Source organism: Halobacillus naozhouensis (assembly GCF_029714185.1).
Classification (GTDB): Bacteria; Bacillota; Bacilli; order Bacillales; family Halobacillaceae; genus Halobacillus_A; species Halobacillus_A naozhouensis.
Window position 1 is genome coordinate 177,007 of record NZ_CP121671.1, and the last position, 18,014, is coordinate 195,020.

General features: G+C 46.1%; 10 protein-coding genes, 11 tRNA genes, 3 rRNA genes and 1 pseudogene. 20 read left to right on the top strand and 5 right to left on the bottom strand.

All coding sequences use genetic code 11. From position 1 onward, the window contains the following. Positions 1-68: 68 nt before the first annotated feature. The 3 genes from P9989_RS01055 to P9989_RS01065 form a co-directional block, all read right to left on the bottom strand. Positions 69-1,340 (bottom strand): exo-beta-N-acetylmuramidase NamZ family protein, encoded by a 1,272-nt coding sequence (locus P9989_RS01055; protein ID WP_283077010.1) that lies wholly within the window; start codon positions 1,338-1,340, stop codon positions 69-71. A 64-nt stretch (positions 1,341-1,404) separates the two neighbouring features. Further along, positions 1,405-3,498, bottom strand: a complete 2,094-nt coding sequence (locus tag P9989_RS01060) for a glycoside hydrolase family 3 protein (RefSeq protein ID WP_390306665.1) — start codon at positions 3,496-3,498, stop codon at positions 1,405-1,407. A 23-nt stretch (positions 3,499-3,521) separates the two neighbouring features. Further along, a complete protein-coding gene (locus P9989_RS01065) occupies positions 3,522-5,231 on the bottom strand; it encodes a serine hydrolase domain-containing protein (protein WP_283077011.1) in 1,710 nt (569 codons plus the stop codon). A 259-nt stretch (positions 5,232-5,490) separates the two neighbouring features. Here P9989_RS01065 and cwlD point away from each other — a divergent pair, with 259 nt between their 5' ends. After that, positions 5,491-6,219, top strand: coding sequence for an N-acetylmuramoyl-L-alanine amidase CwlD (gene cwlD, locus P9989_RS01070; protein ID WP_283077012.1), 729 nt, complete (start codon positions 5,491-5,493; stop codon positions 6,217-6,219). 74 nt (positions 6,220-6,293) lie between these two features. Continuing rightward, positions 6,294-7,346: an Mrp/NBP35 family ATP-binding protein gene (locus tag P9989_RS01075; RefSeq protein WP_283077013.1), complete on the top strand. Its 1,053-nt coding sequence runs from the start codon at positions 6,294-6,296 to the stop codon at positions 7,344-7,346. Positions 7,347-7,393: 47 nt separating this feature from the next. Here the strand turns inward: P9989_RS01075 and gerD are convergent, their stop codons facing one another. After that, complete coding sequence (gerD, locus tag P9989_RS01080; protein ID WP_283077014.1) at positions 7,394-8,014, bottom strand: spore germination lipoprotein GerD; 621 nt, start codon at positions 8,012-8,014, stop codon at positions 7,394-7,396. A gap of 139 nt (positions 8,015-8,153) precedes the next feature. Here gerD and P9989_RS01085 point away from each other — a divergent pair, with 139 nt between their 5' ends. Continuing rightward, positions 8,154-8,744, top strand: a complete 591-nt coding sequence (locus P9989_RS01085; RefSeq protein WP_283077015.1) for a KinB-signaling pathway activation protein — start codon at positions 8,154-8,156, stop codon at positions 8,742-8,744. Between the two features lie 31 nt (positions 8,745-8,775). On the opposite strand, the gene pdaB is transcribed toward P9989_RS01085, so the two are convergent. After that, the gene (gene pdaB / locus P9989_RS01090; RefSeq protein WP_283077016.1) at positions 8,776-9,531 is read right to left on the bottom strand and encodes a polysaccharide deacetylase family sporulation protein PdaB; all 756 of its coding nucleotides are present in this window, start codon (positions 9,529-9,531) and stop codon (positions 8,776-8,778) included. Positions 9,532-9,654: 123 nt separating this feature from the next. Between pdaB and P9989_RS01095 the strand changes: the two genes are divergently transcribed. From P9989_RS01095 to P9989_RS01175, 17 genes and pseudogenes are all read left to right on the top strand, one after another. Further along, the gene (locus P9989_RS01095; RefSeq protein ID WP_283077017.1) at positions 9,655-9,876 is read left to right on the top strand and encodes a hypothetical protein; all 222 of its coding nucleotides are present in this window, start codon (positions 9,655-9,657) and stop codon (positions 9,874-9,876) included. A gap of 47 nt (positions 9,877-9,923) precedes the next feature. Beyond that, positions 9,924-10,559 (top strand): annotated as a pseudogene (pgmB, locus tag P9989_RS01100) (beta-phosphoglucomutase). Between the two features lie 483 nt (positions 10,560-11,042). After that, positions 11,043-12,611 (top strand): 16S ribosomal RNA (locus tag P9989_RS01105). Between the two features lie 123 nt (positions 12,612-12,734). Further along, positions 12,735-12,811 (top strand) — tRNA-Ile (locus tag P9989_RS01110). 6 nt (positions 12,812-12,817) lie between these two features. Beyond that, positions 12,818-12,893: transfer RNA gene (locus tag P9989_RS01115), tRNA-Ala, on the top strand. A 168-nt stretch (positions 12,894-13,061) separates the two neighbouring features. Then, a 23S ribosomal RNA gene (locus P9989_RS01120) occupies positions 13,062-15,985 on the top strand. A gap of 116 nt (positions 15,986-16,101) precedes the next feature. Then, positions 16,102-16,215: ribosomal RNA gene (gene rrf / locus P9989_RS01125) — 5S ribosomal RNA — on the top strand. Together the 16S, 23S and 5S rRNA genes with 11 tRNA genes alongside form the textbook arrangement of a ribosomal RNA operon. A gap of 17 nt (positions 16,216-16,232) precedes the next feature. Next, a tRNA-Asn gene (locus P9989_RS01130) sits at positions 16,233-16,307 on the top strand. A 3-nt stretch (positions 16,308-16,310) separates the two neighbouring features. After that, positions 16,311-16,382: transfer RNA gene (locus P9989_RS01135), tRNA-Thr, on the top strand. A gap of 17 nt (positions 16,383-16,399) precedes the next feature. Continuing rightward, positions 16,400-16,474 (top strand) — tRNA-Glu (locus P9989_RS01140). 24 nt (positions 16,475-16,498) lie between these two features. Further along, positions 16,499-16,574: transfer RNA gene (locus tag P9989_RS01145), tRNA-Val, on the top strand. A gap of 6 nt (positions 16,575-16,580) precedes the next feature. Further along, a tRNA-Thr gene (locus tag P9989_RS01150) sits at positions 16,581-16,656 on the top strand. Between the two features lie 19 nt (positions 16,657-16,675). After that, positions 16,676-16,761 (top strand) — tRNA-Tyr (locus P9989_RS01155). Between the two features lie 63 nt (positions 16,762-16,824). Further along, positions 16,825-16,899, top strand: a tRNA-Gln gene (locus P9989_RS01160). A gap of 258 nt (positions 16,900-17,157) precedes the next feature. After that, a tRNA-Lys gene (locus tag P9989_RS01165) sits at positions 17,158-17,230 on the top strand. A 48-nt stretch (positions 17,231-17,278) separates the two neighbouring features. Then, positions 17,279-17,354 (top strand) — tRNA-Ala (locus tag P9989_RS01170). A 92-nt stretch (positions 17,355-17,446) separates the two neighbouring features. Continuing rightward, a complete protein-coding gene (locus P9989_RS01175) occupies positions 17,447-17,965 on the top strand; it encodes an HAD-IIIA family hydrolase (protein ID WP_283077018.1) in 519 nt (172 codons plus the stop codon). Positions 17,966-18,014 lie beyond the last annotated feature (49 nt).

An 18,014-nucleotide genomic window follows, 5' to 3' on the forward strand; every position in this document is an offset into this window, starting at 1 on the left:
TTGGATTAAAGTGGAAGTTTATACCATTAGAAAAAGGACAACCAGACTCAACTGGTTGTCCTTCTCTGTTATTTATAGAGCAGGTATTCTTCCCTTACTTTCTTAAACTCATTTAAATCCTCTTGCCATCTCTCTTGCATTTCCTCAACAGACTGACCACTTTCGATGGCTTCACGAACCCAGCCGTTTCCGATTAAGTTATCGAAGAAGGAAACGCCTGCACTGTTCTCTGCTCGGAATTCAAAGTCTTCAGGATAGAGGTCGTGTATTGTCTTAACGATGTGTAATCCCGCAATAACTGGTTTAAAAGCATCTTTATCCGTTACATGGATTTCGATGCCGTGGCTCAACGTACCACTATGCTTAGAAAACTGTGGTGTGAAAGAGGCGGCACGGAACATTACACCAGGGAGGTTTTTTTCGTTTAAGGCAGCCGCAAGCTCTGTGCTGTTAATAAACGGCGCCCCAATCAACTCGAACGGCTTGGTCGTGCCACGCCCTTCAGAGACATTTGTTCCTTCAATCAGGGCAGCGCCAGGATAAACGAGTGCCGTATCTAGTGTCGGCATATTAGGCGATGGGGCAATGAATTGCAGCGGTGTTTCATCATAGTACATGCTGCGTTTCCACTTGTTCATTTCGACAACCGTCAAATCTGCTCCGATATCAAACTCCTCGTTAAATAATTTAGCAAGTTCTCCTACCGTCATGCCATGACGAAGCGGGATAGGGTAGTTGCCGATAAATGATTTGTATTCCGGATTTAAAACCGGACCTGCTACGACCTCGCCACTCAGCGGGTTCGGACGATCTAGGACAATAAATGGAATATTATTTTCTTGGGCAGCTTCCATAGCGTAAGCCATTGTATAAATGTACGTGTAAAATCTTGTACCTACATCTTGAATATCAAATAGAAGAACGTCAATGTTCTCCAGCATCTCAGGGGTAGGCTTTCTTGTTTCACCATACAGACTATACACTGGTAATCCTGTGTTTTCATCAATATAATACTCCACATATTCTCCAGCCTGGGCACTGCCGCGGACTCCGTGTTCTGGTCCATATAAGGCTGTTAAATTAACGTCTGGATCATTGTGCAGAAGATCTACTATGCTATTTAACTCCTGGTCAACGCCAGTTGGGTTAGTAATCAAGCCAACACGTTTACCTTCTATCAGTTCTTTTTCTTCTTCTAGCAAAACTTCTACACCTAGTTTGAAGTTTTTATATTTACCTTTTTGCTTTCCGTTGTTGTCCCCTTTATCTGCAAAAACAACGGTAAAGGTTGATAGGACTAAAATGAACACGAGCAATATGATGGCAGGTTTTCTTTGCATTTCATCCACTCCCCATTTTATTTTGACCGAGGGGGAAATCATTCACCCCTCGGTTTCTCCCTAACTAATAGGATAATCCGTGACCGTACTCATAAAGAGGCTCACCATTCTCCCCAGGAATGGTTACGGGTAGCAATCCAGACGGGTTATTTTTGCCAAATAGGGTGGCAGCCGTTGCTTCAAAGCTTGCTTCCCTGAATCCGTATTGAGCTAAATATCCATCGATTTCAGGGTAGCCCATGATGTCGTATGGATTACGAATTCCAACACCAATTACAGTTACATCCAGCTCCTCAACAAGTTGATTCACTAACTGCATCTGTGAACTGTTTTCTGAGCGACCACTGACGTTATAAGTGTAAGTGCCTGCTATGATCGTATCTGCGCTTTCTAATTGATTGAGTTGTTCCATACTTAACGGCCCAGAAGCATCAATCAATTCGGTGTTCCCATGGTGGCTGAGAACAGATTGATACAGGCTGTTAATATATGTGTTTCCAATGACGACTATTTTGTCATCGGATGCAGAGTTAAGTGGTAAGCTACCATCATTTTTCACGAGAGTAATGGATTGTTCAGCGGCTTCTTTTTCAACTTGTTTGTGTGCATCGGATCCCACAACTTGCCGGGCATTTGCTAAAACCTCGTCCATATTTGTTGCGGTCTCAGATTTAATCACCCCGCGATTCAGTTTAAGGGTCAGGATTCTTTCTACAGACTCTTCGATACGATCTACACTGATTTCTCCAGATTCTACTGCTTCAAGCAATCCTTTGACGACCTGTTCAAGGCCAACAGGCATGAGCACAATGTCAGTACCTGCTTTGACTGCCCGAATGACAGCGTCTACGGAACCAAAGTGTTCTGTAATAGCATTCATGTTTAGGGCGTCAGTAATGATGACCCCATCATATCCCATGTCCTCTCGCATTAAACCAGTGAGTACTTTAGGAGAAAGCGTGGCAGGCAAGGAAATTTTTGTGCCATCCTTTTTAGAAATCACCTTGGTATCATCGATTTTCGGAAACGTAACATGTGCTGTCATAATGGCATCAATTCCAGCGTCCATTGCTTGTTGGAATGGGTATAACTCAACTTTCATTAGTCGTTCTTTATCGTAAGGAACTTCAGGAAGGCCGAGGTGAGAATCAACTGCCGTGTCACCGTGACCCGGGAAGTGCTTAGCAGTTGCAGCTACTCCTGTACTCTGAAGCCCTTCAGTGTAAGCAACACCGAGGTCAGCGACCAGCTCAGGTGATTCGCCGAAAGAACGAACACCAATAACAGGATTATCGGGATTGTTGTTAACATCTAATACGGGTGCAAGGTTCATGTTAATCCCTAAGGCACTTAATTCTTCCCCAATGGCCTGCCCAACATCATAGGAAAGTTCGCTTGATCTCGTTGCTCCGAGTGCCATATTACCAGGCATGTCTGTCCCGGATTGTAAGCGAGTTACAATGCCGCCTTCCTGATCAATGGCCATGAGTAGGCCGTATTTTTCAGCCGCTGCTTGATAATCTGCAACAAGCTTAGCTGTTTGTTCAGTCGTTACAACATTTTCACGGAAAAGTATGACCCCGCCGAGATGGTACTCTTTTACGATTTGTTCAATCTCAGGGAGCATTTCCGTAACATTTTCTCCTTCCCATTTTCTGAAATCAGGCATGAGCATTTGGCCAATCTTTTCATTGATCGTCATATTTTCAATGGCTTGCTCGATAATGTCATAGCGTTCACCTTGTTGCTTAACGACCTTTCCTTCAAAAGAAGGTTTTTGCTTTAGTGTCGGCTTAACCGGTTTATGGTCAATAGCAATTCGGTCTTTATAAACGCCGTCAGAAACGGTAATGAATGTGCGGCCATTGTGCCCAGAAAGAGTGACCTCACCATCCTCAACTACAGCTACATTTTTATTCGTGGTGGACCAGGTAAGGTCTTTTGTTACCTTTTCAAAATGACCATCTTCATAGATGTGCAGGGCCGTGAGACTTATTTTATTATCGGTAATTTGGTCTTCAACCTGCGGGACATTTTCTAGGAGTATAAGATCTTTTACTGCTGAATGATCCTCTGCAGCAACGGTGTTCGGCATAAGCGGTACCAGTAAGGCGAGTATGATCATGAGCATGGTAACGGGATTACGTATTGGCTTCATCGCATCGTCCACTCCCTTTAGAATTAGTAGCTTCGTTTCTCCCATTGGCTATTTGTAATATTTACAAGTGACGCCTCGTTATTCCCACTTGTAAGCTTTAGGTTTGTCACATACCATCCTCTTCCGTTCGTACTTCCGTCTGTCTCGTAGCGAAAGCGGACAAATTGTGTACCTTCAGGGATGGTCACCTTTTTAGACTGCCAGGAGACGCTTGTCCCTGTATAAAGCTCGTTAGTCTGCGACCAGTTTACTCCGTCGCGGGACACTTCAACCATGCCGAAATCATATCCTTGTTCGATCCGATACCAGGAATCAAAGGTTAGGGTAGCAGTTTCGTTAACAGAGACCCTGGCTGTTAATGTTCGGTTTAGCTGGTCACCATATCCTGAGAACCAAGCATCTTCTTTCGATGGCATATGGACAGGAATCGCATCAGCTACTTTTCTGGCAAATTGCCGACGTGCCGGGTTAGTCGATACAGTCTCCCGGGTAGGGTGAACCCGGTTTGTTAGTAAAATGGCTATCGTTTCATTGTTAGGGTTGAGAACTATAGATGTCCCTGTGTAACCGGTGTGTCCGATCGATGAGGCTTCAGATAAAGCGTCCATGTACCAGCCTTGGGCAAGTTCCCAGCCTAGTCCGTGCTCATTACCCGGGAACTCTGGAATTTGATTTTTTATCAGTAACTCCACAGTTTCCGGTTCGAGGATTTGCTTGTTGCCATATCGTCCCTCGTTTAAAAACATGTGTCCTAACTTGGCTAGGTCCTTTGCCGTAGAAAAAACACCAGCGTGACCTGCCACGCCTCCTAGTGACCAGGCATTCTCATCATGTACTTCTCCCCAGACGAGACCGCGGCCTGTCCAAGGCTGATATTCAGTTGCTGCAATTCGTTGTTTTAATTGTTCGGGAGGGTTATACATGGTATCCGTCATGTTGAGAGGTTCCGTGAGGTTTTCTTTGACGAAAGTATCCAGGCTCTGACCTGAAATGCGTTCAATAATAGAAGCTAAGGTAATCATGTTGAGATCACTGTAGGTGTATGTAGTTCCTGGTGGGTTAGCTAATGGATACTGATAAACATATTGCAGCCGCTCTTCTTTACTATCCCCAATCGTATACAGAGGTATCCAGGCTTTAAATCCCGATGTATGGGTCATCAGCTGTTTAATCGTTACATTTTCTTTACCGTTTTGAGCAAATTCCGGAATATATTTGGCTACCGGGTCATCTAATTCGAAAAAACCTTGCTCATAAAGCTTCATAGCTGCTGTTGTTGTGAAAATTTTGCTAAGAGAGGCGATATCAAAAATCGTATCTTTCTGCATAGCAACAGGCTCGTCCACCTTGTTGCCTTGATCATCTTTGTACAAAACTGCTTTTCCGTATGCTTCACGCTGAACGATATGCCCACGGCGGGCTACAAACGTCACTGCGCCGGGCATCACTCCATCTGCAATCATTGATTCCATGACAGAATCAATTTCTCGTAATGGGGTTACCCTCATGCCTGCTCCTTTAATGGATCCAGGATGTAAGATAGGGGAAGATGGTCCTGAATTCCCCCAGGAAAAAGCAGGATGAGCCCGTTCCTGATTCCGTTTCATTTCTTGCTTTTCAATCGTAGGTTTGTTTTTTTCGCTCGCAATCACACTCCTTTCAGAATTTGCCGGGAACATAAATGAAACAGATAACATAACTAAAATAGTCAACATCGATGTTTCCTTTTTCATATGTGCCTCCTTTCAAAACTTGTACACCCATATTGAAAAGGCTTTCATTGCTTGTTTTCATCATAAGTTAATGACAATATAGTTGTCTATACCACATAAGTCGCATTAATGGTTTGAATAGTGTGAAAACTAATAGAAAAGCAGTAGGAAAATAGTTACATGAATTCTAGTTAAAGGAATAGCGGGTTTGCATTTTATACATAACTGAATGTCTTGTCCCATATAGTTTAGATAGGTGATGTAAGGGGAGTGGGGAGATATGATACGGCGTATGAAAACAGCTGGATGGTTACTTGTAGTAGTCGGGGTTGTTTGTTTGATTTCCTATCCTGTGCAAGAGGTGAAAGATGCCTGGCAGACATGGTCTTCGCCGCTTACGGGCAAAGTGATTGTATTAGATCCAGGTCATGGAGGACCAGATGGCGGTGCAGTTGGGGAAAATGGAACCGAGGAAAAAGAAATTACGTTGCAAATCTCTGAAGATTTACGGGATTATTTGCAGCAATCTGGAGCCATTGTTTATTTAACGCGTGAGGATGGGAACGATCTATCATCTGACGAAGCAGGCAGTTTATCACGGCGTAAAGCAGAAGATATTAGAAATCGAGTTGATTTTATTGAAGATCAAGAGGCGGACTTTTTCCTAAGCTTACACTTGAATGCCATTCCCTCCCATAAGTGGCGGGGAGCTCAAACCTTTTACAATTCAAAGAATGAAAAGAGTAAAAGCCTCGCAAAGTTTATTCAGTCTGAAATCCGAACCAGTCTTGATAATACGACAAGAGAAGCGATGGGGCTGAATAACATTTATATTCTCAAACATACAGAAGCGCCCGGGGCATTAGTGGAGGCGGGTTTTTTATCGAATCCTGATGAACGGACTTTACTTGAGAGTAATGAGTATCAAAGAAAAATGGCTGAATCTATATATAGAGGAATTTTACGTTATGTCACAGAACTGGAATACCCCGATGACTCTGAAGAGTAAGCATATTGCTTAGAAAGCGGTTCATGTATGTTATACTTGCACTGATGAAACATTTCTAAGGAAGGTGACATTTTTTGCTTACACAAGAGGAAGTACTGAATATTCTCCATTCCGTCGAAGATCCGTTTTTACATAAAACGTTAGAAGAGACGGGTGGAGTTGAGGAAATAAAGATTAAGGAAGAGAAGAATCATGTCAGTGTCAAGGTTTTAATTGCTAAAACTAACACAGCGGAACAAATGGAACTGCAGCAAAAGATCGTCAATTCCCTTAAAAGTGGTGGAGCGGCTACTGTTGGACTTCGCTTTGATCAGCTGCCTGACGAAGTAATTGAGAAATTCCAGCCGGCTGCTGAAGAAGCTCAGGAAGCTTCATTGCTTGATGGGAAAACAGGCACGAAATTCATTTCGATCGCAAGCGGGAAAGGTGGCGTAGGGAAATCGACCGTAACCGTTAACCTTGCCATCGCTCTTTCGCGTCTAGGGAAAAAGGTCGGTATTATTGATGCTGATATTTATGGGTTTAGTGTACCGGATATGATGGGAGTAGAAGAACGCCCGGTTGTTCGTGGAGAAAAGATTATCCCTGTTGAACGGTTTGGTGTGAAAATTGTATCCATGGGCTTCTTTGTTGAAGACAACTCACCCATTATTTGGCGTGGCCCAATGCTTGGGAAAATGCTGACAAGCTTTTTCAAAGAGGTGGAGTGGGGAGATCTGGATTATCTCTTGCTTGACCTTCCTCCAGGAACTGGAGATATGGCGCTGGACGTACATGCTATGCTTCCATCCTCAAAAGAAATCATCGTTACAACGCCACATCCTACAGCTGCATTCGTAGCGGCTCGTGCCGGGCAAATGGCGATTAAAACAGAGCATGAGATTCTAGGCGTTGTTGAAAATATGGCTTATTTCGAAAGTAAAGAAACCGGTAATAAAGAGTTCGTCTTTGGCCGTGGCGGCGGTGCAAAATTAGCAGAAGAGCTGAAGACTGATATTCTCGGTCATGTTCCACTGCAACAGCCTTACGAAGATGAGGACGTATTTGCACCTTCTGTATATCAGTCAGATCATCCGATCGGTGTCACTTACAGAAATATGGCAGCTAAAATAGTCGATAAATATTAATAAAAAGCACGCAGCTAGTTGTTTTAAGCTGCGTGCTTCATTGATAGTTAAGCACCTTGTCCGGACCCGGATTGTGATTGCCCTTGTCCACCCTGTTTCTTCTGCCCGCCACTTTGTTCACCGGTTTTCATTTTCTCTGCAGCCTGAAGCAAAGTTTCCGTCATTTTAGCTTGAAACACAGGGCTATTTAAGGTTTCCTGAATCGTTTTCTCTAAGTGGGCCCTAAATTTCTGCCCTTTCATAACTTCGAGCATCTGTTCCATCATTTCTGGGTTTTGATAAAGCTCTATAAGTGATTTCTGATACTCAGGGTCCTTCATTAACCCCTTCATCAATGTCTTTTGCTCTTCTTCAATCACTTTGCTGAATTCCTGGACAAATTTTGGATCTGTAAAAAGCTTACCCCAGAATTTCTTACCTTTTTCTGAAAGCAGGGTTTCAATTACAGCTTGTTTGACGACTTCAGAGTCCAAAGCCATGGCCTGTTGCATCTGCTCATCGGTTAGCACCTCTGTCATCGCTTTTTTACCATCGTCTGTTTTTAATATATCCACCATCATTTTTTTAGTGGTTTCGTAATCCGCTTCCCCGCTGGCTCCCGAAGTACCGCCGCAGGCGGCTAAGAAAACAACGAGTAAAACGGGACATATCAAGCGTAATATGGACATAAATTATGTCCCCTTTCCTTTTGTTCTCCTTGCTTTACTATTTGCATTTCGACAAAAAAATATGCGGACTTGAGGAAAAATTGCACGCTTCATGATAAAATACGAAAGGGTAATTTAATGTAATTTAGGAGGACGTAAAGTGACCAGTAGAAAATGGGTGAGGATGTTTCTAACTACACTATTAGTCGGTGCAGTATTGACGTTATTCACCAGTTTTGTTGTAAAACCAGACTCCTACCTCAGGGTGCTGCAGCCACTTCAATTAAGTGAACTGTTAGGAGTGCTGTTATTTTTCCTTGGGTTTGGGCTTATTTTTAGTGTCATCAGCCAAATGGGCTTTTTTGCATACTTAACGGTTAACCAATTTGGACTAGGGGTTTTTCGAAGCTTTTGGCCGACGATTCAAGCCTTCTTGGTGGCCTTTACGCTATTTGACCTCATCTATTTCCGCTATCGCGCGGCAGAAGAAGCGTCGGTTTGGCCCTTTTTATGGACAGCCCTCACTATCCTGTTGTTTTCGTTAATTGTCGCTTGGGTAAAAGCCAAAGAAACGAATGAAAAGGCGTTCACCCCAGCGTTATTCTTTATGGTTGTCGTCACAACAGTTGAATGGGTTCCTGCATTACGTGCGGAGGGAAGCGATTACGTATGGTTAATGATTATTCCTCTGTTCGCCTGTAATGCTTACCAGCTGTTACTGCTTCACAGGTTAACCGCGAAATCTACATAAAAGTAAGCGGCCTCTGTGAGCCGCTTATTTTTCATTCCTCTTTATTTTTTGCCTGCCCACCGTTTACTAATTCCGTAATCGTAACAAATTCAAGATCTTTTTGTTTAAGTCCAGGAATGATTACTTCCAGCGCTTTGGCCGTTTGCTTAATTGAATCAGATGCATGAAGTAATATAATATCTCCCTTTGAACTATTTTCCATGACTTGATTTATGATTGCGTTTGTACCAGGATTTTCCCAATCACGCGGGTTTAGGCTCCACTGGACTGTTTCGAGCCCTTCCTTTTCAATGGCTGATAATACTTCCTGGTTTAAGTGACCGTGTGGCGGGCGCAAATAATTGATATCCTCAAACCCTAATTTTTCAAAAGCTTCTTTAGCCTTCTGGATATCTTTTCTTATTTGCTCAGGCTCCATCTTAGAATAGCTTTCATATTCATACCCCATCATAGCAATTTCATGTTTACCTTCATGGATATCTTCTACAATATCCGGATGCCGCTCTGCCCAGTTTCCACTTAGAAAAAATGTAGCCTTCGCCTGGTGGGTTTTTAATTTTTCCAAAATATCATGAACCTTTTCATTTCCCCAGCTAATATTAAAAGTTAGTGCGATAAATGGCTGGTCACCATTTCCCTTTGATAAAGCTTTAGCCTCGCCATCATTAGAAAAAACAGGGAGTTGACTTCGTTGGCCGATCCACATCATGAATGCACAAAATAAGGCAAGTATAATAATGACACTATAACGTTTGATTCGTTCTATTTTCCACGTATAAAAACTCACGCTACAGCAGCTCCTTTTTACCTCTATATAGTCCATCCTTATGAAAAATATGGACAAACTATGCTAAAAATCACAAAAACAGGGTAAAAATAAAAAGAGTTACTTGAAAGAGGTGGACGAACAATGTACGGATTGATGATAAACGATAATGAACAGCTTGAAATAGAGTACTTGTTAAAAAGGGAGATGGAGGAGATCACGTTCGATTTGGGAGATCATCGGATAGATTCTGAAATAAAGGCTGCCATGGAAGAAAGGTATGTTGTGTTGTTTCAGTTATTTAGAAGGTTTGCAAGCCGGGAAGAATGCTTGCAATACATGCCGAAGAAGAAAAAGCAGAACTAACTTTGTATGTTATATTCACGCTAATACAGAAGGGAGAGTGTGAATAGATGAAACATATAAGCACGGTCATTTTTGACCTGGATGGAGTAATCACAGATACGGCTGAACATCATTATTTGGCTTGGAGTTCCTTGGCAGAAGAATTAAACATACCATTTGACCGCGAATTTAATGAAAAGCTAAAAGGGATGAGCCGGATTGACTCCTTAAATATGATTCTTGAGCACGGCGGCCTGGAACTTAAAGAGGAAGAAAAGACACAGCAGGCCATTAAGAAGAACGAACATTATCAGAAAATGATTAAAAATATTACACCTGAAGATTTATTGCCTGGAATCATCGACTTTATGAAAGGGATAGAACAGGCTGGATTAAAAACAGCATCGGCTTCCGCCAGCCGAAATGCCAAGCTTGTTGTAGAGTGATTACAGATTATTGAACAATTGGATGCCATTGTCGATGTTTCCAGGATCACAAAAGGCAAGCCGGATCCAGAGATTTTCCTGACTGCAGCTGAACAACTAGGTGTAGATCCTAATAATTGTGTAGGCGTAGAAGACGCGCAATCGGGGGTGGAAGCTATTAAAGCAGCCAACATGTACGCAGTTGGAGTAGGTGATCCGACTTCATTACGCGCGGCTGATTGGGTCATCGCTGACACGAGGGAGTTGACGTTACCTTAGTTAAAAAAACGAGCTCTGTCATAATCATCTTCCAAACAACTCGGAGCTTACCTATCGAGTTTTTTACATAATCAATTCTCTTTATGTTTGGGTCGTTTATAAAAAAGGTAAAAGAAATAAGAGAAATTCTTAAAAAGTTATTGCGCTATCATTTCATTCTATGCTATATTATTAATCGTTGTCGGGAAAGGACGAACGGAAACAATGACGGCCTTTCAGAAACCAACAACTTCATTAAAAAAAGTTGTTGACTTTATTACACAGACGAGATACAATAATTCTTGTCGCCAAAACGACAGCATAAACATTTGATCTTTGAAAACTGAACGAACCAACCAGTACGTCAACACATTCTTTCTATTATATAGAGGGAATACAAACAAGCACATTCGGTGTGCAAAGAGTCAAAGGATCTTCAACTAGGTTCGCAACGTCCTGTTGCAACGTTGGAGGCAGTGCATCCGTGCACAAGCAAACTTAACTTTTATGGAGAGTTTGATCCTGGCTCAGGACGAACGCTGGCGGCGTGCCTAATACATGCAAGTCGAGCGCAGGAAGCAGGCAGATCCCCTTCGGGGGTGATGCCTGTGGAATGAGCGGCGGACGGGTGAGTAACACGTGGGCAACCTGCCTGTAAGATCGGAATAACTCCGGGAAACCGGGGCTAATGCCGGGTAATCTTTTCCCTCGCATGAGGGAGAAGTAAAAGATGGCCTTTGGCTATCACTTACAGATGGGCCCGCGGCGCATTAGCTAGTTGGTGAGGTAATAGCTCACCAAGGCGACGATGCGTAGCCGACCTGAGAGGGTGATCGGCCACACTGGGACTGAGACACGGCCCAGACTCCTACGGGAGGCAGCAGTAGGGAATCTTCCGCAATGGACGAAAGTCTGACGGAGCAACGCCGCGTGAACGATGAAGGTCTTCGGATCGTAAAGTTCTGTTGTTAGGGAAGAACAAGTACCGTGCGAATAGAGCGGTACCTTGACGGTACCTAACGAGGAAGCCCCGGCTAACTACGTGCCAGCAGCCGCGGTAATACGTAGGGGGCAAGCGTTGTCCGGAATTATTGGGCGTAAAGCGCGCGCAGGCGGTTTCTTAAGTCTGATGTGAAAGCCCACGGCTCAACCGTGGAGGGTCATTGGAAACTGGGGAACTTGAGGACAGAAGAGGAGAGTGGAATTCCACGTGTAGCGGTGAAATGCGTAGATATGTGGAGGAACACCAGTGGCGAAGGCGACTCTCTGGTCTGTTTCTGACGCTGAGGTGCGAAAGCGTGGGTAGCAAACAGGATTAGATACCCTGGTAGTCCACGCCGTAAACGATGAGTGCTAGGTGTTAGGGGGCTTCCACCCCTTAGTGCTGAAGTTAACGCATTAAGCACTCCGCCTGGGGAGTACGGCCGCAAGGCTGAAACTCAAAGGAATTGACGGGGGCCCGCACAAGCGGTGGAGCATGTGGTTTAATTCGAAGCAACGCGAAGAACCTTACCAGGTCTTGACATCCTTGGACCACCCTAGAGATAGGGTTTTCCCTTCGGGGACCAAGTGACAGGTGGTGCATGGTTGTCGTCAGCTCGTGTCGTGAGATGTTGGGTTAAGTCCCGCAACGAGCGCAACCCCTAATCTTAGTTGCCAGCATTCAGTTGGGCACTCTAAGGTGACTGCCGGTGACAAACCGGAGGAAGGCGGGGATGACGTCAAATCATCATGCCCCTTATGACCTGGGCTACACACGTGCTACAATGGATGGTACAAAGGGCAGCGAAGCCGCAAGGTGTAGCAAATCCCATAAAACCATTCTCAGTTCGGATTGCAGGCTGCAACTCGCCTGCATGAAGCCGGAATCGCTAGTAATCGCGGATCAGCATGCCGCGGTGAATACGTTCCCGGGCCTTGTACACACCGCCCGTCACACCACGAGAGTTGGCAACACCCGAAGTCGGTGAGGTAACACATTATGTGAGCCAGCCGCCGAAGGTGGGGCCAATGATTGGGGTGAAGTCGTAACAAGGTAGCCGTATCGGAAGGTGCGGCTGGATCACCTCCTTTCTAAGGAACTATGGAAGGCGGACACAACCTTCGGGTTGATGGATGCTGATCCATACGGAAGACGCACTGGTTGGTTGTTCAGTTTTGAGAGATCAAAAAGTATAATGATGATCCCAAATGAATGGGCCTGTAGCTCAGCTGGTTAGAGCGCACGCCTGATAAGCGTGAGGTCGGTGGTTCGAGTCCACTCAGGCCCACCATTCAATGGGGCCTTAGCTCAGCTGGGAGAGCGCCTGCTTTGCACGCAGGAGGTCAGCGGTTCGATCCCGCTAGGCTCCACCATATAAAATTTCCTAAAACACAACGATACTATTGTGTTTTAAAAGCAACCCTTTGAATGGGGGATGAACCTTGAAAACTGGATAAGATATTTCAGAACGTGTTTGATCGCAAGATCAACACGGGATGACAAGACATCAAACATCAATTTTTAAACGTCTTTTCACAGATAGTTAAGTGAATAAGGGCGCACGGTGGATGCCTTGGTACTAGGAGCCGATGAAGGACGGGACTAACACCGATATGCTTTGGGAAGCCGTAAGTAGGCTGTGCACCGAAGATTTCCGAATGGGGAAACCCCCTGCTCGTAATGGAGTAGGATCGTTTACTGAATTCATAGGTAAACGAAGGCAGACCCGGGGAACTGAAACATCTCAGTACCCGGAGGAAGAGAAAGCAAACGCGATTTCCCGAGTAGCGGCGAGCGAAACGGAATCAGCCCAAACCAGAAAGCTTGCTTTCTGGGGTTGTAGGACACTCCATTGGAGTTACCAAAAAAGAAGATAGATGAATCGATCTGGAACGATCAGCCAGAGCGGGTAAGAGCCCTGTAATCGACATCTTCTTTTCTCCGGAGTGGATCCTGAGTACGGCGGAACACGAGGAATTCCGTCGGAATCCGGGAGGACCATCTCCCAAGGCTAAATACTCCCTAGTGACCGATAGTGAACCAGTACCGTGAGGGAAAGGTGAAAAGCACCCCGGAAGGGGAGTGAAAGAGAACCTGAAACCGTGTGCCTACAAGTAGTCGGAGCCCATTGATGGGTGACGGCGTGCCTTTTGTAGAATGAACCGGCGAGTTACGACTGTATGCAAGGTTAAGCATCAGAAGCGGAGCCGCAGCGAAAGCGAGTCTGAACAGGGCGCGTGAGTATGCGGTCGTAGACCCGAAACCGTGTGATCTACCCATGTCCAGGGTGAAGGTCAGGTAACACTGACTGGAGGCCCGAACCCACGCAAGTTGAAAATTGCGGGGATGAGGTGTGGGTAGGGGTGAAATGCCAATCGAACACGGAGATAGCTGGTTCTCTCCGAAATAGCTTTAGGGCTAGCCTCAGAATAGAAAGTCTTGGAGGTAGAGCACTGATTGGACGAGGGGCCCCTACCGGGTTACCGAATTCAGTCAAACTCCGAATGCCAACGACTTTGTTCTGGGAGTCAGACCATGGGTGATAAGGTTCATGGTCGAGAGGGAAACAGCCCAGACCGCCAGCTAAGGTCCCTAAGTGTGTGTTAAGTGGAAAAGGATGTGGAGTTGCTTAGACAACCAGGATGTTGGCTTAGAAGCAGCCATCATTGAAAGAGTGCGTAATAGCTCACTGGTCGAGTGACTCTGCGCCGAAAATGTACCGGGGCTAAACACACCACCGAAGCTGCGGATTGATCCGAACGGATCAGTGGTAGGAGAGCGTTCTAAGGGCTGCGAAGTCAGACCGTAAGGACTGGTGGAGCGCTTAGAAGTGAGAATGCCGGTATGAGTAGCGAAAAAAGAGTGAGAATCTCTTTCACCGAAAGCCCAAGGTTTCCTGAGGAAGGCTCGTCCTCTCAGGGTTAGTCGGGACCTAAGCCGAGGCCGAAAGGCGTAGGCGATGGACAACAGGTTGATATTCCTGTACCGCCTCCTTTCCGTTTGAACGACGGGGGGACGCAGGAGGATAAGGAGAGCGCACCATTGGATGTGTGCGTCCAAGCAGTAAGACGGTCGAGGCAGGTAAATCCACTCGGCAACGTCAAGCTGTGATGGGGAGGGAACTAAAGTACCGAAGCTCCTGATTTCACACTGCCAAGAAAATCCTCTAGTGAGGAAAGAGGCGCCCGTACCGCAAACCAACACAGGTAGGCGAGGAGAGAATCCTAAGGTGAGCGGGAGAACTCTCGTTAAGGAACTCGGCAAAATGACCCCGTAACTTCGGGAGAAGGGGTGCTCCTCTGCCGAGGAGCCGCAGTGAAAAGGCCCAAGCGACTGTTTACCAAAAACACAGGTCTCTGCGAAGCCGTAAGGCGAAGTATAGGGGCTGACACCTGCCCGGTGCTGGAAGGTTAAGGGGATGCGTTAGCGCTTTTGGCGCGAAGCGTTGAACCGAAGCCCCAGTAAACGGCGGCCGTAACTATAACGGTCCTAAGGTAGCGAAATTCCTTGTCGGGTAAGTTCCGACCCGCACGAAAGGTGCAACGACTTGGGCACTGTCTCAACGAGAGACCCGGTGAAATTATACTATGCGTGAAGATGCGCATTACCCGCGACAGGACGGAAAGACCCCGTGGAGCTTTACTGTAGCCTGATATTGAATGTTGGTACAGCTTGTACAGGATAGGTGGGAGCCTGAGAAACCGGAGCGCTAGCTTCGGTGGAGGCGCTGGTGGGATACCACCCTGGCTGTACGGACATTCTAACCCAGGACCGTGATCCGGTTCGGAGACAGTGTCAGGTGGGCAGTTTGACTGGGGCGGTCGCCTCCTAAAGAGTAACGGAGGCGCCCAAAGGTTCCCTCAGAATGGTTGGAAATCATTCGCAGAGTGTAAAGGCACAAGGGAGCTTGACTGCGAGACTTACAAGTCGAGCAGGGACGAAAGTCGGGCTTAGTGATCCGGCGGTACCGTATGGAAGGGCCGTCGCTCAACGGATAAAAGCTACCCCGGGGATAACAGGCTTATCTCCCCCAAGAGTCCACATCGACGGGGAGGTTTGGCACCTCGATGTCGGCTCATCGCATCCTGGGGCTGTAGTCGGTCCCAAGGGTTGGGCTGTTCGCCCATTAAAGCGGTACGCGAGCTGGGTTCAGAACGTCGTGAGACAGTTCGGTCCCTATCCGTCGTGGGCGTTGGAAATCTGAAAGGAGCTGTCCTTAGTACGAGAGGACCGGGATGGACACACCGCTGGTGTACCAGTTGTTCCGCCAGGAGCATGGCTGGGTAGCTACGTGTGGACGGGATAAGTGCTGAAAGCATCTAAGCATGAAGCCCCCCTTGAGATGAGATTTCCCCTTACGCCAAGTAAGTAAGATTCCTCAGAGACGATGAGGTCGATAGGTCCGAGGTGGAAGCGTGGTGACACGTGGAGCTGACGGATACTAATCAATCGATGACTTAACTATATCAAAAAGCGGAGACGACCTTTATGGGAGTCAAAGCTAGATTATGAAACGTAAACATGATGTTTGTCTTGCCCCTCTTATCCAGTTTTGAAGGTTCACCCTTCCTAACAGAATGATGTGGTGGCGACAGCGAAGAGGTCACACCTGTTCCCATGCCGAACACAGCAGTTAAGCTCTTCAGCGCCGATGGTAGTCGGGTTGATCCCCGTGAGAGTAGGACGCGGCCACGTCATATCTTTATATTTATTCCACCGTAGCTCAGTGGTAGAGCAATCGGCTGTTAACCGATCGGTCGTAGGTTCGAATCCTACCGGTGGAGCCACTTGCTTCCATAGCTCAGTGGTAGAGCACTTCCATGGTAAGGAAGGGGTCGCCGGTTCAAGTCCGGCTGGAAGCTCTGAAGAAGTATGTAATGGCCCGTTGGTCAAGTGGTTAAGACACCGCCCTTTCACGGCGGTAACACGGGTTCGAATCCCGTACGGGTCACCACTGATTTTCACTTTTATGAACCTTGGAGGATTAGCTCAGCTGGGAGAGCACTTGCCTTACAAGCAAGGGGTCGCAGGTTCGAGCCCTGCATCCTCCACCATTCATCGCCGGCCTAGCTCAACTGGCAGAGCAACTGATTTGTAATCAGTAGGTTGGGGGTTCAAGTCCTCTGGCCGGCACCATTAACACTTGTATAACAATGGAGGGATAGCGAAGTTGGCCAAACGCGGCGGACTGTAAATCCGCTCCCATCGGGTTCGCAGGTTCGAGTCCTGCTCCCTCCACCATTTACTTTTTTAACTTTTAACGTATAAGATGTGTTAAACAGTACATACTAATTTTTGTAATGTTGGGCCATAGCCAAGCGGTAAGGCAACGGTTTTTGGTACCGTCATGCGCTGGTTCGAATCCAGCTGGCCCAGCCATTTTATCTCAATAGGGAAACAAGGCCTTTTTTATTTGCAGTAAATACATAAACGTCCTGTTACCGATTCATTAGTGAACAAGCATTACTTACAAACGCACGAGAAACACTCTTAATTACGAGCCATTAGCTCAGTTGGTAGAGCAAGCCAACTGCTTGTGTTACTTCCTTGCAGGCTTGCGAGGAGTGCAGCTTCACTGTTTATACTTGCAACACGACGAGCATCACCTAAAAAAGTACGAGAAACACTCTTAATTACGAGCCATTAGCTCAGTTGGTAGAGCATCTGACTTTTAATCAGAGGGTCGGAGGTTCGAGCCCTCCATGGCTCATCCCGAGAGACGGATATTGTATAGGCAATTCCGTCTTTCATTAATATAGGGGCCTTAGCTCAGCTGGGAGAGCGCCTGCTTTGCACGCAGGAGGTCAGCGGTTCGATCCCGCTAGGCTCCACCAATACATATAAGGTCAAGCTGATATCATGATAGATATCAGCTTTTTTTGATAGGACATATCTGAAAATTCCTTTCATAGAGGAGAGAAAACTAGTGAAAGCTATCTTTGTTGATCGTGATGGAACTATGGGTGGTTCGGATAGAATTGAGTATCCAGGTGAATTTCAGTTGTACCCGGGGGTCCAAGCCAAGTTTCGTGAGGTGCAGGAGAACGGTACAAAGTTATTCTCCTTTACAAACCAGCCTGGAATTGCTGAAGGGGAAGCAACAATGGAAAACTTCCGAAATGAATTAAACAGCTTTGGATTTGATGGAGTCTATGTCTGTCCCCACACGCCAGCAGCAAAATGCAAGTGCCGAAAACCGGGGACGAGAATGATTGAAAGGGCCTGTAAGGAGCATGGGTTACGAGCAGAGGATTGTTTTGTAATAGGTGACCGGTTGACAGATATGCTGGCAGCTACACGTGCTGGTTGTGAAGGAATCCTTGTAACTACTGGCGCTGGAGAGGAATCACTAAGACATTGGCAACAATCAGACGATCAACTAGATATAAAGTGGATTGCCGAAGATATTATTCATGCATTAGATAGGCTAATGGCGGGCAAATAACGTATATATATGCAGAAAGTTGTGCAGTTGAACCACTGGTATGAAAACG

Coding starts and splice junctions, on each gene's coding strand:
- P9989_RS01060 (WP_390306665.1), bottom strand. CDS start 3,498: ATGAAGCCAATACGTAATCCCGTTACCATGCTCATGATCATACTCGCC.
- cwlD (WP_283077012.1), top strand. CDS start 5,491: ATGATACGGCGTATGAAAACAGCTGGATGGTTACTTGTAGTAGTCGGG.
- gerD (WP_283077014.1), bottom strand. CDS start 8,014: ATGTCCATATTACGCTTGATATGTCCCGTTTTACTCGTTGTTTTCTTA.
- P9989_RS01065 (WP_283077011.1), bottom strand. CDS start 5,231: ATGAAAAAGGAAACATCGATGTTGACTATTTTAGTTATGTTATCTGTT.
- P9989_RS01095 (WP_283077017.1), top strand. CDS start 9,655: ATGTACGGATTGATGATAAACGATAATGAACAGCTTGAAATAGAGTAC.
- P9989_RS01055 (WP_283077010.1), bottom strand. CDS start 1,340: ATGCAAAGAAAACCTGCCATCATATTGCTCGTGTTCATTTTAGTCCTA.